At 72.1% G+C, this 14,215-nt stretch carries 12 protein-coding genes and 1 pseudogene; 7 read left to right on the forward strand and 6 right to left on the reverse strand.

The features are described 5' to 3' along the window. Positions 1–2: 2 nt before the first annotated feature. From ACZ6TV_RS00800 to ACZ6TV_RS00810, 3 genes are read right to left on the reverse strand one after another with little or no spacing between them, the layout of a single operon-like run. Positions 3–752 (reverse strand): DedA family protein, encoded by a 750-nt coding sequence (locus ACZ6TV_RS00800; protein WP_465293882.1) that lies wholly within the window; start codon positions 750–752, stop codon positions 3–5. Between the two features lie 25 nt (positions 753–777). Next, the gene (locus ACZ6TV_RS00805) at positions 778–3,273 is read right to left on the reverse strand and encodes a polynucleotide kinase-phosphatase (protein WP_465293884.1); all 2,496 of its coding nucleotides are present in this window, start codon (positions 3,271–3,273) and stop codon (positions 778–780) included. Further along, entirely contained in the window at positions 3,270–4,634 is a 1,365-nt protein-coding gene (locus ACZ6TV_RS00810) for a 3' terminal RNA ribose 2'-O-methyltransferase Hen1 (protein ID WP_465293886.1), read from the reverse strand. Before ACZ6TV_RS00810 ends, ACZ6TV_RS00805 begins: the two co-directional genes overlap by 4 nt. Positions 4,635–4,718: 84 nt before the next feature. On the opposite strand from ACZ6TV_RS00810, the gene amrS reads away from it, so the two are divergent. From amrS to ACZ6TV_RS00835, 5 genes are all read left to right on the forward strand, one after another. Continuing rightward, on the forward strand, positions 4,719–5,783 hold the full coding sequence (amrS, locus tag ACZ6TV_RS00815) for an AmmeMemoRadiSam system radical SAM enzyme (protein ID WP_465293888.1): 1,065 nt from the start codon (positions 4,719–4,721) through the stop codon (positions 5,781–5,783). After that, on the forward strand, positions 5,780–6,559 hold the full coding sequence (gene amrB, locus ACZ6TV_RS00820; protein ID WP_465293890.1) for an AmmeMemoRadiSam system protein B: 780 nt from the start codon (positions 5,780–5,782) through the stop codon (positions 6,557–6,559). The genes amrS and amrB overlap by 4 nt, the downstream gene beginning before the upstream one ends. Positions 6,560–6,720: 161 nt before the next feature. Beyond that, on the forward strand, positions 6,721–7,638 hold the full coding sequence (locus tag ACZ6TV_RS00825) for a phytanoyl-CoA dioxygenase family protein (RefSeq protein ID WP_465293892.1): 918 nt from the start codon (positions 6,721–6,723) through the stop codon (positions 7,636–7,638). A gap of 58 nt (positions 7,639–7,696) precedes the next feature. Next, the gene (locus ACZ6TV_RS00830; protein ID WP_465293894.1) at positions 7,697–8,194 is read left to right on the forward strand and encodes a SigE family RNA polymerase sigma factor; all 498 of its coding nucleotides are present in this window, start codon (positions 7,697–7,699) and stop codon (positions 8,192–8,194) included. After that, positions 8,191–9,231: an LCP family protein gene (locus ACZ6TV_RS00835; protein WP_465293896.1), complete on the forward strand. Its 1,041-nt coding sequence runs from the start codon at positions 8,191–8,193 to the stop codon at positions 9,229–9,231. Before ACZ6TV_RS00830 ends, ACZ6TV_RS00835 begins: the two co-directional genes overlap by 4 nt. Here the strand turns inward: ACZ6TV_RS00835 and ACZ6TV_RS00840 are convergent. Further along, entirely contained in the window at positions 9,228–9,446 is a 219-nt protein-coding gene (locus ACZ6TV_RS00840; RefSeq protein ID WP_465293898.1) for a hypothetical protein, read from the reverse strand. The genes ACZ6TV_RS00835 and ACZ6TV_RS00840 overlap by 4 nt on opposite strands. Before the next feature lie 205 nt (positions 9,447–9,651). On the opposite strand from ACZ6TV_RS00840, the gene fbaA reads away from it, so the two are divergent. Continuing rightward, positions 9,652–10,677: a class II fructose-bisphosphate aldolase gene (gene fbaA, locus ACZ6TV_RS00845; RefSeq protein ID WP_465293900.1), complete on the forward strand. Its 1,026-nt coding sequence runs from the start codon at positions 9,652–9,654 to the stop codon at positions 10,675–10,677. A 93-nt stretch (positions 10,678–10,770) separates the two neighbouring features. Here the strand turns inward: fbaA and ACZ6TV_RS00850 are convergent, their stop codons facing one another. After that, a complete protein-coding gene (locus ACZ6TV_RS00850; protein WP_465293902.1) occupies positions 10,771–12,000 on the reverse strand; it encodes an LOG family protein in 1,230 nt (409 codons plus the stop codon). A gap of 170 nt (positions 12,001–12,170) precedes the next feature. Here ACZ6TV_RS00850 and ACZ6TV_RS00855 point away from each other — a divergent pair, with 170 nt between their 5' ends. Then, positions 12,171–12,587, forward strand: coding sequence for a DUF3151 domain-containing protein (locus ACZ6TV_RS00855; protein ID WP_465293904.1), 417 nt, complete (start codon positions 12,171–12,173; stop codon positions 12,585–12,587). Here ACZ6TV_RS00855 and ACZ6TV_RS00860 read toward each other — a convergent pair. After that, positions 12,588–13,856, reverse strand: a pseudogene (locus tag ACZ6TV_RS00860) (MinD/ParA family ATP-binding protein); the annotation flags it as partial. Between the last annotated feature and the right edge of the window lie 359 nt (positions 13,857–14,215).

Consider the following 14,215-nt stretch of genomic DNA (forward strand, 5'->3'; position numbering starts at 1 on the left):
CGCTACTCCGCGGCCCGGTGTGCCCCGGCGCGGCCGTCCTCCACCGGGGCGGCGGCCGGCAGGCCGTGGTTGCGGCGCCGCTCACGCCACCCGCGGAAGATCTCGATGAAGATCGGCATCGCCGAGATCAGGACGATCAGCAGGACCGCCGGCAGGAGGTACGTGTCGATCTTCTCCGGCGGGATCAGGTCGCTGATCTGCTTCGCGAGCGCCCACCCGGCGAGCAGGATGCCGTCGGTCCACAGGATGCCGCCGATCACGTTCCACAGGAAGAACTGCTTGGCCGACATGCCGATGGTGCCGGCGACCGGGTTGAGGAAGGTTCGCACGATCGGGATGAACCGGGCGAGCACGACCGCCTTCGCCGGGCCGAACTTCACGAAGTAGTACTCGGCCTTCTCGACGTACTCCTTCTTGAAGAGCCTCGAGTTGGGCCGGTCGAACATCCTGCGGCCATATCTGGCACCCAGGTAGTGACCCAGCTGCGCGCCGACGATCGCGCACAGTGGCGCGCCGATGAGCAGCTGGGTCAGGCTCAGCCTGGTGCCGAGCAGTTCTTCCGCGACCGATGACGCTCCGACACCGGCCAGGAACAGCAGGGAGTCTCCGGGGAAGAAGAAGCCCACGAGCAGGCCCGTCTCCACGAACATGATGATCCAGACGCCGATCACACCGAACGTGTTCAGCAGGCCCTTCGCGTCCAGCGGGTTGAAAGCGAGCAGCTCGCTGATCGCGCGAGTCTTTTCTTCCATGGCGACCTAGGGTACGTGAGCCCCGCTACAAACGGGGATCGACCGGCTCGCTTTCACATGCCAGCAGCGCGAATACCAGCTGATGCACGGCTGCCTTGGCGCCTCCGGACGCCAGAAGGTCCAGGGCGGCGAGGCCCAGGCCCTGCTCGCGCAGCGCGAGGTTGCGCTTGCGCTGAAGGTGCCTGCCGCGGAGCTGGTCCAGCCGAAGCGGGTAGTCCGGGCCGTAGATGATCCGCAGGTAGTCCCGGCCGCGGCACTTCAGCGCCGGCTGGACCCGCGGTCCGGCGTCGGCGGCCGGCTTGAGCACCATGCCCTCCCCGCCGGCCCCGGTCAGCTCCAGCCACCAGTCGGTCGCCGCCGACACGTCGGCCGGGGACGCGGGGTCGACCACCAGCCGCCGGGTGGTGGCGAACAGCCCGGGATCGGCGGAGACCAGCCGGTCCATGAGCGTCAGGTGCCACTCGTGGTCCTGGCGCAAATAGGAGTGGCCCTCCCCGGCCAGCACGTGGAACGGCGCCAGTCGAAGCCCGTCCAGGCCGTCGGTCGGCCAGCAGTACCGCCGGTACACCTCGGTGAACGCCGCCATCGCGGTCACCCGGTCGGTGAACCGCCCCGCCGGCCCGGTCACGTCGATGCCCCGGGCGGAGGCGGCGGCCAGCGCGGCGACGGCGGCCGGCAGCGCGGCACCGGCGGCCGCGGCGACGCTCGCGTACTGCTCCCGGATCAGCGGCCCGGCCTTCGCCGACCACGGCAGTACCTCGGCGTCCAGCAGCAACCAGTCGGTGCGCAGCTCGTCGAAGAGCGCCCCGGCGGCGGCACGCACCCGATCCAGGATCGCCGTCTCCGTCACAGGAGCGAAGAACGGCCGTCCCGTCCTCGTGTAGATCGTCCCACCCGACCGGATGCCGAACCGCCGCTCACCCACCTCGTCGGAGCGGCAGACCACGATGACCGCCCGCGAGCCCATGTGCTTCTCCTCGCACACGACCCGCGGCACGCCCGCCCTGGCGTAGTCGGCGAGGGCCTCCACGGGGTGCTCCAGGTAGCCCTCGACCGCCGACGTGGACGCGGGCGCCATCGTCGGCGGCAGCCACACCAGCCAGCGCGGGTCGACCGCGAAGCGGCTCATGACCTCCAGGGCCGCCGCCGCGTTCTCGGCCGCGACCGTCACCCGGCCCGCGGGGGTGACCAGCGTGCGCCGGCCGGTGACGTCGGCGATGTCCAGTCCGCGTTCCTGCGGCGCCGGTACGACCAGCGGCCGCACCGGCTCGTAGTGGGCCCGGACGGCCGGCACCGAGACGAGCTCCCGGGACGGGTACCGCAGCGCGGTCAGCGCGCCACCGAACACGCAGCCCGTGTCGACGCAGATGGTGTTGTTGACCCACTCGGCCGCCGGGACCGGCGTGTGGCCGTACACGACCGTTGCCGCGCCCTTGTACTCCTCCGCCCATGGGTAGCGCACCGGCAGCCCGTATTCGTCGGTCTCGCCGGTGGTGTCGCCGTACAGCGCGAAGGACCGCACCCGCCCGGACGCCCGCCCGTGGTAGGCCTCCTTGAGCCCGGCGTGCGCGACGACGAGCCGCCCGCCGTCCAGCACGTAGTGGCTGATCAGAGCGTCCAGGAAGGCCGGCAGGGCGGTGCCGAGGTCGTCGTTGCCGAGCTGGTCGAGGGTCTCCTGCAGGCCGTGCGTCGGCTTGACGTTCGCCCCGCGCAGCGCCCGCAGCAGCTTCGCCTCGTGGTTGCCCGACACGCACAGCGCGTGCCCGGCCGCGACCATGCCCATCACCAGGCGCAGGACGCCGGGCGAGTCGGGGCCGCGGTCGACGAGGTCGCCGACGAACACAGCGGTGCGACCGTCCGGGTGGTGGGCGTCGACGGCGCGCCCGGAAGCGTCCCGGGCCGTGACGTAGCCGAGCCGGTCGAGCAGCAGCTCCAGCTCCTCCCGGCAGCCGTGCACGTCGCCGATGACGTCGAACGGGCCGGTCAGGTCCTTCTTGTCGTTGTAGAGCTTCTGGTACCCCACGACCGCCGCCTCGACCTCGGCCACGTCACGTAGCACGTGGACCTGGCGGAAGCCCTCCCGGCCGAGGGACTTGAGCGAGCGGCGCAGGTCGCGGTGCTGCCGGGACAGGACGGGCCGGCCGAAGGTCCGGTCGGGGCGCCGCTCGGTGCGCGTCCAGCATTCGCTTTCCGGTACGTCCAGAACGATCGCGACGGGAAGGACGTCGTGCGCCCGGGCCAGCTCGACGAGGCCCTTGCGCGCGTGCGCCTGCACGTTGGTGGCGTCGACGACGGTGAGCCGGCCGGCCCGCAGCCGCTTGCCGGCGATGTAATGCAGCGCGTCGAACGCCTCCGCCGACGCGGACTGGTCGTTCTCGTCGTCGGCGACCATCGCCCGGAACGCGTCGGAGGACAGCACCTGCGTCGGGGCGAACTGCCGGCGCGCGAACGTGGACTTGCCGGAGCCAGAGATGCCGACGAGGGCCACCAGGCAGAGCTCGGGGATCTCGATCGTGGTCACTGCTTGAACACCGCCATCTGGGTGGACGTGCCGACTTCCGGGTCTTCCTCGCCGATGCCGTGGCGGGTCACGGTGTACCCGTAGCGCGCGGCGACCTCGTCGCACCACGCGCCGAACTGCGCCCGGTCCCACTCGAAGCGGTGGTCGTGATGGCGCATGCGGCCGTGGTCCAGGCCCGGATAGCGGACGTTGTACTCGACGTTGGGGGTGGTGACGACCACCGTCGCCGGGGCGGCGTGGCCGAAGACGCTCGCCGCGAGCGCGGGCAGCCGCGGCGGGTCGACGTGCTCGATGACCTCCATGAGCACCGCCGCGTCGTAGCCGCGGAGCCGGTCGTCGCGGTAGGTCAGCGCGGTCTGCAGCAGCCGGATCCGCTCCCGCTGCCGGTCGGGGAGCCGGTCCAGCCGCAGCCGCCGGGCGGCCATGTCCAGCGAGACGGTGGACACGTCGGCGCCGACGATCTCGGTGAAGCGCCGGTCGCGGATCAGCTCGCCGAGCAGCGCACCCGGCCCGCAGCCGAGGTCCAGGACGCGGCGCGCGCCGGCCTCGGTGAGCTGCCGGACGACCGCGGCGCGGCGCAGCGAGGCGAGCGACTCGGGCCGGGGCCCCGCCCGCTCCGCCTCGATGACCGAGTCGGCGTCGAGGTCGTCGGACAGCCGGGACAGCGCCTCGTTGGTCAGCGATCTGCGGTGCGCGAGGTACCGGTGGGCGATGGTCGCCCTCGCCGGGTGCTCCGCCAGCCACCCGGTCCCCGCCCGCAGCAGCTTCTCGACCTCGTCGGAGGACACCCAGTAGTGCTTCGCGTCGTCGAGGACCGGCAGCAGCACGTACACGTGGTTGAGCGCGTCCGCGAGCCGCAGCGTGCCGCGCAGGGTGAGGTCGATGTACCGGCTGGCACCCCACTCGGGGTGCGCGGTGTCCAGCGGGATGGGGGTCGCCTCGACGGCCCAGCCGAGCGGGCCGAAGAACGTCTCGGCGTCGCCCTTGCAGCGCAGCGCCGGGATCCGCAGCTCGAGCGGGATCGGCCCGGCGGCGAGCTCGGGCCGGTCGCGGGAGTCGCCGCGCAGCGCGGTGCGCAGCACCCGGCCCAGCGCCGCGGACAGCAGGCTCGACGCGGCGTACGGCCGGTCGTTCACATGCTGCCGAAGGGTGAAGGTGTCCGCCTGCTTCGACGGCCGGGCCGCCGCCGGATCGGCCTCCAGCAGCAGCGCCGCCGTGCACCGGTCCTCGGTCGCCTCGGGGTAGAAGACGTGCGCCGTGCCGCCGCTGACCTCGAAGGACTGCAACCTGTCGGGATGCTTCACGAGCAGATGGCCGAGGTCCGTCGCGGGGCGGTGGGTGGTGGTGATCGTCAGCAGCACGCGGCCATCGTCGCGCCCGGATTATCGCTGGGTCAGGCGGTTTTGCCGACCGTACAATCCGGGCCGAGGCGTACAGTCGGAGACATGGCGACGGTGCCGACCGTGCACTGGCACCGGTTGGCTGACGGCCGGGTGCAGTGCGACGTCTGCCCCAGAGCGTGCCGGCTGCACGAGGGCCAGCGCGGGTTCTGCTTCGTCCGGGAGCGCCAGGGCGACGAGATCGTGCTGACGACCTACGGCCGCTCGTCCGGCTTCTGCGTCGACCCGATCGAGAAGAAGCCGCTCAACCACTTCCTGCCGGGCTCGCCGGTGCTGTCGTTCGGCACCGCCGGCTGCAACCTCGGCTGCCGCTTCTGCCAGAACTGGGACATCTCCAAGAGCCGTGAGGTCGACACCCTCGCCGCCGCGGCCGACCCTGCCCAGCTCGCCGAGACCGCCGCGCGGCTGGGGTGCCGGTCAATTGCGTTCACCTACAACGATCCCGTGATCTTCATGGAGTACGCGATGGACGTCGCCGACGCCTGCCGCGAGGCCGGGATCAAGGCGGTGGCGGTGTCGGCCGGGTACATGAACCCGGCGCCGCGGGAGGAGTTCTACCGGCACATCGACGCCGCCAACATCGACCTGAAGGCGTTCAGCGAGCGGTTCTACGAGAAGGTGACCTTCGCCCGGCTCGACGCGGTGCTGTCCACACTGGACTATCTGCGCGGCACCGACGTGTGGCTGGAGATCACGACGCTGCTCATCCCGGGGCAGAACGACTCCGACGACGAGCTGCGCCGCCAGTGCGACTGGCTGCTGGAGCACCTGGGCACCGACGTCCCGCTGCACTTCTCCGCGTTCCATCCGGACTTCAAGATGCGTGACATCCCGCCGACGCCGCCGGAGACCCTGCGGCGGGCCCGGAAGATCGCGCTGGACGCCGGCCTGCGGTTCGTCTACACCGGCAACGTCCACGACCCCGACGGCGGGACCACCCACTGCCCCGGCTGCGACCGGCCGGTCATCGTCCGCGACTGGTACGACCTGCGCGCGTACCAGCTGACCGACGACGGCGACTGCGCCCACTGCGGCCACCGGCTGCCGGGTGTGTTCGACGGCCCGGCCGGCGCGTGGGGCCGCCGGCGCCTGCCGGTGGTGGTCGCGTGACGACCCGGCCGGCCGCGGTAGCCGGCACGTTCTACCCGGCTGACCCTGCCCGGCTCGAGGCCTCGGTCGACGCGATGCTCGACGCGGTCGCCGCGCCCGCCGATGCCGCGGTGGCGTATGTCGTGCCGCACGCGGGCCACCGGTACTCCGGGCCGACCGCCGCGCACGCCTACCGTGCGCTGCGCGACCGCTCCGAGCCGTTCGAGCGGGCGGTCGTCATCAGCCCCGCCCATCAGGTGCCGCTGCGGGGCGCCGCCGTGTCCACCGCCACCGCCTGGGCGAGCCCGCTCGGGGAGATCGCGATCGACACGGAAGGCGTCCAGTTGCTCGTCGACCGCGGGCTCGCCGTCGCCGACGACCGGCCGCACGCCCCCGAGCACTCGATCGAGGTGCAGGTGCCGTTTCTGCTGCGGGTACACCTGCGGAAACTGCTGCCGGTGGTGGTGGGGCAGGACGATCCGGCCGCGACCGCCGCGCTGCTCGACGCGGTCGCCGGACCCGGCACGGTGATCCTCTGCAGCACCGACCTGTCGCACTACCTGCCGGAGGCCGACGCCCACCGCCGTGACGCCCTCACCGCGGCGGCTATCGCCGACCTCGCCCCGGAGCGGATCGGCACCGGCGACGCCTGCGGCCGCTACGCGCTGCGCGGCCTGCTCGCCTGGGCGCGGCTTCGTGGGCTGCGGGCCGAGTGTCTCGCCCTCGCCACGTCCGCCGACACCGGCGGGCCGAGCGACAGGGTCGTCGGCTACCCGGCGTTCCGCCTCACCGCGTGATCCTGCGGGACGCCTTTCTTCAAAGACGTCCAAGGTGGGTTCGACCGTTGCACGCGGAATGTCCAGAAATTGCCGGACGAACAGCCGACCACGACAGTGAAGCTCGCTCACGTCTGGTGCGGTGAGGGCGCCTGCGGACGGCGCCGGAACTGGAGACGGGGATGTCAGCGATTGCGGCAGCGCCCGACAACGGCACCGCGACCTGGGCGCCGATGACCCGCGAGCAGCGCGAGCAGTTCGACGCCGACGGATACCTGGTGATCAAGGGTGTGCTCGCCCCGGACGAGGTGCGCCACTACGCGTCGGTCCTCGAAACCGCGCACCGGCAGCACCCCCGCGCCGCGGACGGCTCGCTGCACCTGCTCAGCCCGGTCACGAACTACCCGGACCTGGTCGACCTGATCGACCACCCGGCGACGTTTCCGCTGGTCTGGTCGATCCTCGGGTGGAACGTCCACATCTACCACTCGCACCTGGACGTGCACCCGCCGCTCGCCGCGCCGAAGCCCGACTGGTGGCACTGGCACCAGGACGGCGGCCGGCAGAACCGCGAGCTGGAGACCGACCCGCGGCCGCGGCTGTCGGTGAAGCTCGCCTACTGGCTCTCCGACGTCTCGGAGACCGGCCGGGGCAACCTGACCCTGGTCCCCGGCAGCCATCGCACCAACTGGCTGCCCGGCCCGCCGACCCGCGACGTGCCGTGGCCGACGCCCGACGGCGCGCGGCAGGTCACCGTCGACGCCGGTGACGTCGTGTTCTTCGACCGGCGGATCTGGCACGCACGGTCGGACAACCTCTCGGACATCACGCGCAAGTGCGTGTTCCTCGGCTACACGTACCGCTGGATCGCCATCCGCGACGATGTCGCCGGCCTGCCGCAGCGCCCCTGGTGGTCGGGCCTGAACCCGGTCCAGCAGCAGCTGCTCGGTGGCGTCGGGAACATCGGTGGCGGCCACGGTCACGACAACGGCACCGACGGCGACCACCACTGGGGCCACTACCCGCAGACGACACCGCTCTACGAAGCGCTGCGCGACCGCGGACTGTTGGATCCCGCTCACCCGCCGTTGATTCCCTGACCGACCGCAACAGATCCCTCCCTTGACCCGTCATTAGGGTCAGGGGAGGGGGTCTGGGGTGACGTTCGAGGAGTTCGTCGAGGCGCGGTTGCAGGCGCTGCTGCGCTACGCCGTCATGCTCACCGGCGATCCGCACACCGCGCAGGACCTCGTGCAGGAGACGATGATCCGGGCGCAGCTCAAGTGGCGCCGGATCGCCGCGGCGAGCGTGCCCGAGCACTACGTCAAGCGCATGCTCACCAATGCCTACATCGACCTGCATCGCGGCTCGTGGCTGCGGCGGGTGGTGCTGCGGGCGGAGCTGCCGGAGACCCCCGGCATCGTCGACCACGCCGTGGAGAGCGCCGACCGGGACCAGATGTGGGTCTGGCTCTCCCGGCTGCCGCGCCGCCAGCGGGCCGCCCTGGTGCTGCGGTATTACGAGAGCCTCAGCGACGTCGAGATCGCCGAGGTGCTCAACTGCGCGATCGGCACGGTCCGCTCGCTGATCTCCAGGGCGCTCGCGACGCTGCGCACCGAGGTCGTGCCCGAGCTGATCGGCGGTGACGCCCGATGAGCGACCCGGTCACCACCGCCCTCGCCGCCGCCTTCAAGGACCACGAGCAGGACGTGCCGGACGCCATGGCGTTGCGCCCGGCGATCGCCGCCGGTGCCCGCAGGCGCCGCGCCCGCCGCCGCTGGGCCGTCTCCGGCGCCGCCGTGGTGCTGGCGCTGGTCGCGTCGCTTGGACTGGTGCTGCAGCAGGACAGGACCAACCCGCCGGTGACCACGGAGTCGCTGCTGGAGGCCGGCGCCCCCACCGTCAGGAACTTCCTGATCCTCGGCACCGACCGGCGCCCCGACGCGGCCGGCGAGACCGTGCGCGCCGACGCGATCCTGGTCCTGCACGTCGACCCGGACAGCCGCACCGTCTACCAGCTGTCGATCCCCCGCGACGTGCCCGTCGACGTGCCCAACTTCGGCCGCCAGCAGGCCGGCAACGCGTTCGTCTTCGGTGGCTTCGACCTGACCGCCCGCATCGTGGGCAACCTGCTCGGCGTCCGGATCGACGGCGGGGTGGTCGTCGACTTCACCGGCATGGAGAAGGTCACGGACGCCGTCGGCGGCGTCGACCTGTGCGTCGACCGGCAGACCGTCTCCCAGCACCTGGGCTATGACAAGTCCTCCGGTCGCGTCGGGCCGCTCCGGGTCGGCATGCAGCCGGTGGTGTACGAGCCAGGCTGCCGCCACTTCGCCGGCTGGCAGGCCCTCGACTACCTCCGGCAGCGCCAGCCGCACACGGACGGCGCCGACGACCGCGACACGCACGTGCGGCAGTTCATCGCGGCGCTCGCGCGGCGGCTCGACGACCCGGCGAAGCTCTCCAAGGCGCTGCTGACCGTCGGGTCCGCGCTCGACGTGCACCTCGACGACGCGTCACTGGCGTCGGCGGAGCTGTTCCGCAGCCTCGACACCGGGCGCATGCCGAGCCTGAAGCTGCCGCTCGGGCAGGACCGTGCGGTCCTGCCCGGCGGCGACGGCCTGTTCGCCGCCATGCGCGACGGCGCGGTGCCCGAGTGGGTCACCGCGCATCCGCAGTACGTCGTGGACTAGCGGTATTCGTCGTCCTGGCCGGCGTCGCGGTCCTGCTCGACGGCGTCGTATTCGTTGGCGTCCCACGGGTGCGCTCGGCTGATCACCGCCGAGCGGTCCGTCGGGTCGGCCGGGAGCGCCTGCTCGGCGGCGTCGGCGGGCGACGCCTCCGGGTCGCGCACGTCCGGGTCGAGCCGGTCGTCGAACGTCAGCAGGTCCTCGTCGGGCTGCGTCATGGGGTCCTCCCTCAGGTCACTCCAACCGTACGACCGAATCGACCGTAACGCGGCTGAGCCGGGCAATTCACCCTGCACCCACCCTCCCGCGTTACACGGGCTCCGAGCGCTGCGAGATACTCCGTTGCAGGACAGCGCGGTCCTCGACGAGCCGCGCACGCCCGGCTCCAACACCGCACGATCCAAACAGCCAAGGAGCGCCGTCATGCCCATCGCCTCTCCCGATGTCTACGCCGAGATGCTCGATCGCGCCAAGGCCGGCGCCTTTGCCTACCCCGCGATCAACGTGTCGTCGTCGCAGACGCTGAACGCGGCGCTGCGCGGCTTCGCCGACGCGGAGAGCGACGGCATCATCCAGGTCTCCACCGGTGGCGCCGAATACCTCTCCGGCCCGACCGTCAAGGACATGGTCACCGGCTCGGTCGCCTTCGCCGCGTTCGCCCGTGAGGTCGCCAAGAAGTACTCGATCAACGTCGCGCTGCACACCGACCACTGCCCGAAGAACAACCTCGAGAAGTTCGTCCGGCCGCTGCTCGCCATCTCGGCCGAGCGGGTCGCCAAGGGCGAGGAGCCGCTGTTCCAGTCCCACATGTGGGACGGCTCGGCGGTGCCCCTGACCGAGAACCTGCAGATCGCCGAGGAGCTGCTGGCGCTGACCGCCGCGGCCAAGATCGTGCTGGAGATCGAGGTCGGCGTCGTCGGCGGCGAAGAGGACGGTGTCGTCGGCGCGATCGACGAGAAGCTCTACACCACCGTCGAGGACGGCCTGGCCATGGTCGACGCGCTCGGCCTCGGCGAGAAGGGCCGCTACATGGCCGCCCTGACCTTCGGCAACGTCCACGGCGTCTACAAGCCGGGCAACGTCAAGCTCAAGCCCGAGATCCTCAAGACCATCCAGGACGCGGTCGGCGCCAAGTACGGCAAGGACAAGCCGCTCTCGCTCGTCTTCCACGGCGGCTCCGGCTCGCTGCTCGAGGAGATCCGCGAGGCGCTCGACTACGGCGTCGTGAAGATGAACATCGACACCGACACGCAGTACGCCTTCACCCGCCCCGTCGCGGCGCACATGTTCAGCAACTACGACGGCGTGCTGAAGGTCGACGGCGAGGTCGGCAACAAGAAGGCCTACGACCCGCGCGCCTGGGGCAAGGTCGCCGAGGCCGGCCTGGCCGCCCGCGTCGTCGAGGCCTGCGAGCACCTCCGCTCGACCGGCACCACGCTGTCCAAGTAGTTCCCGCACGCTCCGAAGGGGGCCCGGCGACCTGCCGGGCCCCTTTCTCATGCGGTCAGCAGCTCGGCTTTCATGCGGTGAGCGGCTCGGCTTTTATGCGGTCAGCAGCTCGGCGGCCTCGGCGACGTCGTCGGTGATGTGCAGCAGGTGGCGCAGGTCGCCGATCGGGGACGCGGCCAGCAGCGGCTCCAGCAGGCCGCGGACCGGCAGGCGCTCGGTCCAGTGCTCGACGTCGAGGAAGACGAACGGGCCGCTGCCGCCGTCGGTCGCGTAGAACGTCTTCGTCGCCGCCTGGAAGACCTCCTGCACCGTCCCCGCCATGCCGGGCGCGAAGACGATCCCGCCCCGGGACAGGCGCAGGATCGTGTCCTCCCGGATCGCGTTGGAGAAGTACTTCGCGATCTTCGCGGCGAACAGGTTCGCGGGCTCGTGACCGTACAGCCAGGTCGGGATCGCCAGGCCGCCGCGGCGGGCCCAGGTCACCGGGTCGACGGCCACCTGGTCGGCGGGCTCGACCGAGTCCGGCGTCGGCGGGACCGGCCGGGCGAAGGCGGCCCGCACGTCCAGCGCCGCCCGCGTGAACGGGTCGTGGTCGTGGAAGTCGGGGGCCACCGACAGCCGGTCGATCGCCTCGGTCAGCGTGGCCAGCGGCTGGTCAGCGAGGAACGCGCCGAGGTTGGCGGCCTCCATCACGCCGGGGCCGCCGCCGGTCACCACGAGACGGTCCGCGCCGGCGAGCCGCCAGGCAAGCTCCGCCGCGTTGCGGTAGTCGGGCGCGCCGCGCAGCACGGCGTGACCGCCCATGATGCCGACCGCGGCGGCCGGGCCCCGCGCGCCGATCCAGCCGGCGGTCACGTTGGCCAGGGCGTTGTCGATCCCGGAGTCGTGCATCCGCTGCGCGATCGCCTCACGGATCTCCGGGGTAGCCCCGCCAGTAGCCCGGAAGTGCTCGTAGACCAACGTGTCGAACATGCCGGCGAACCCGTCGGAGTCGAACCCGGCGGCCAGGTTGTCCGGCACGTACAGCTGCGAGGGATGCGTCGGGTAGGGCACCCCGGCGAACTCGGGGACCACCACCGCCCGCCGCAGCAGCAGGTCGACGACGGCGTCAGTGGCCGCGAAATGGCAGCCGACGAAGAGCGTGTCCTGCACGTCGACGCTCGTCAGGTCTACGGCGGCAAGGTCGAGACCCTGCACGACCTTCGTGGCGATGGAGCCGGTGCTCAGGTGGAACCGCAGTTCCTCCTGCGACTCGATCTCGTCCGGCGAGTGGTCGTGCAGCGCAACCACGTCTGGCGGGGGCGGAGTGGGCACGAACGTCATCTTGCCAGGGCCGGTAAAGGGCGATGGCCCGACCATGAAGATCGGACCATCGCGGAACCGGGTCCTGGGGAGGCTCCGGACTTCCCTTTCTAGTACTCCCGCGAACGGGGCACACCCCCCGGTCGCGGGACGTTCCCTCCACCGTTCAGCCAACCTGGTTGAATGGCTGGATGCAGAACCTGCTGCCACAGCCATCACCGACGCTGCTTCCCGCCGAGCCCGAGGCCGCCGCGAAGCTCGCCGCCGCCGCCGGTTCCGAGAAGGACGTCAAGGACGTCGCCGCGGCCCACCCGTCGTTCAGCGCCGCCTGGGCCGAGCTCGCCGAGACCGCCCTCGCCGACGGCGAGCCGGTGACCGCCTATGCCTATGCCCGCACCGGCTACCACCGCGGCCTCGACCAACTGCGCCGCAGCGGCTGGCGCGGCGCCGGGCCAGTGCCGTGGTCGCACGAGCCCAACCGGGGCTTCCTGCGGGCGCTGAACGCGCTCGGCCTGGCCGCCGAGTCGATCGGCGAGCAGGACGAGGCCGAGCGCTGCGCCCAGTTCCTCAACGACAGCGACCCGGCCGCGACCGCCGCCCTGCGCTAGTCACAGCCCTTCGGAAATGGCCGCGGCGACCTTCAACCAGGCGTCGCGGCTCGCCGAGGTGAGGCCCGCGTAGCGGATCGGCTCGCCCGAGTCGATGAAGCGTTCGTAGGGGGCCAGCAGCACCGTCCTCGTCCGCGCCGCGAAGTGGCGCGTGATGGCGGGGATGTCGAGATGCCTGCGGCTCGGCGGCATCGACACGACCGTCACCGCCTGCCGGACCAGCCGCTGGCGGCCGTGCTGCTCCAGGTGGTCGAGCATCCTCGACGCCGTCTCGGCCGAGTCGTTGCGCGCGGACATCGTGACCACCAGCTGGTCGGTGGCGTCGATCGCGGCCTGCCAGTTCTCCGCGCGCACGTTGTTGCCGGTGTCGACCACGATCAGCTTGTAGAAGCGGCTGACGACGTCGCGGATCTCCCCGAACGACTGCGCCGTGAGCATCTCGCCGGCCGTCGCGGACTCGTCGCTGGCCAGGACGTCGAACATGCCCTCGCCCTGCGCCCTGACGTACTGCGACAGGTCGCCGACCCGGCCCTGCGCGCCCTGGAAGTGGTCCATGTCGCGCAGCAGGTCACGGACCGTGCGGGTGTGGAAGTCCTGCTGCGCCCGCATGCCGAGCGTGCCCTGGGTCTCGTTGTTGTCCCAGGCCAGGACGTACCCGCCGCGCTTCTGCCCGAACGTCATCGCCAGGAGCAGCACCGCGACGGTCTTGCCGGCGCCGCCCTTCGGGTTGACGACGGTCACCTGCCGCAGCCCGCCGAAGTTGCGCCGCACGAGGTCGACGTCGTGCCGGAACTCCAGCTCCCGCCGCCCCGGTGCGAGCGACAGCATGCCGAGCGTGCCCTTCGCCACCGCGCCCCGGACCCCGCGGGCGGCGACCGGGTCGACCGGCCTGCTCTGCCTGCGCCGGGAGAACTCCTCCGCGGTCGGCGTGCTCCCGTCCGACCAGCTCGACACCGGCGGCGGCTCGCTCGGCGGCCGGTGCGCCACCGGCGGCGCGGGCGGCGCGGGCGGCATCGGCGGCAAAGGCGGCACGTGCTGCACCGGCGGTCCGGGCGGCGCCTGGCCAGCCGGCGGGGGGCCGTATGCAGGCGGGGCCGCGTGAGTGGGTGGGGCCGCGTGAGTGGGTGGGGCGGCGTAGGTGGGCGGCGCGGCATGCGCCGGCGGCGCGGAGTGGGCCGGCGGCGCGGCGTAGGTGGGTGGCGCGGCGGGGGTCGGTGGCGCGGCGTAGGTGGGCGGGGTGGCGTGGGAAGGCCGGTGGCCGGGCGGGGCCGGAGGGGGCGGCAGCGGCGGCTGCACCGGCTGCGGAGGATGCATCACGGGAGGCCGCGGCCCCGGCACCCCGTTGTTGGGCAGTGCGCTGCTCCCCGGCATGGAGATCGGACCGCCACCGGAGACCGGGATCGGACCGGAGCCAGCGCCGGCTCCCGAGACCGGGACAGGACCGGCTCCCGAGACGGGGACCGGGCCGGCTCCCGAGACGGGGACCGGACCGCTACCGGGCACAGGACCAGGGCCGGACCCTGAGACCGGGACAGGGCCGGCTCCCGAGACCGGGATCGGGATCGGACCGGCACCGGAGACCGGGACAAGGCCCGCTCCTGAGACCGGGATGACACCGGCGCCGGACA

The organism is Dactylosporangium sp. NPDC051087 (genome assembly GCF_055586325.1).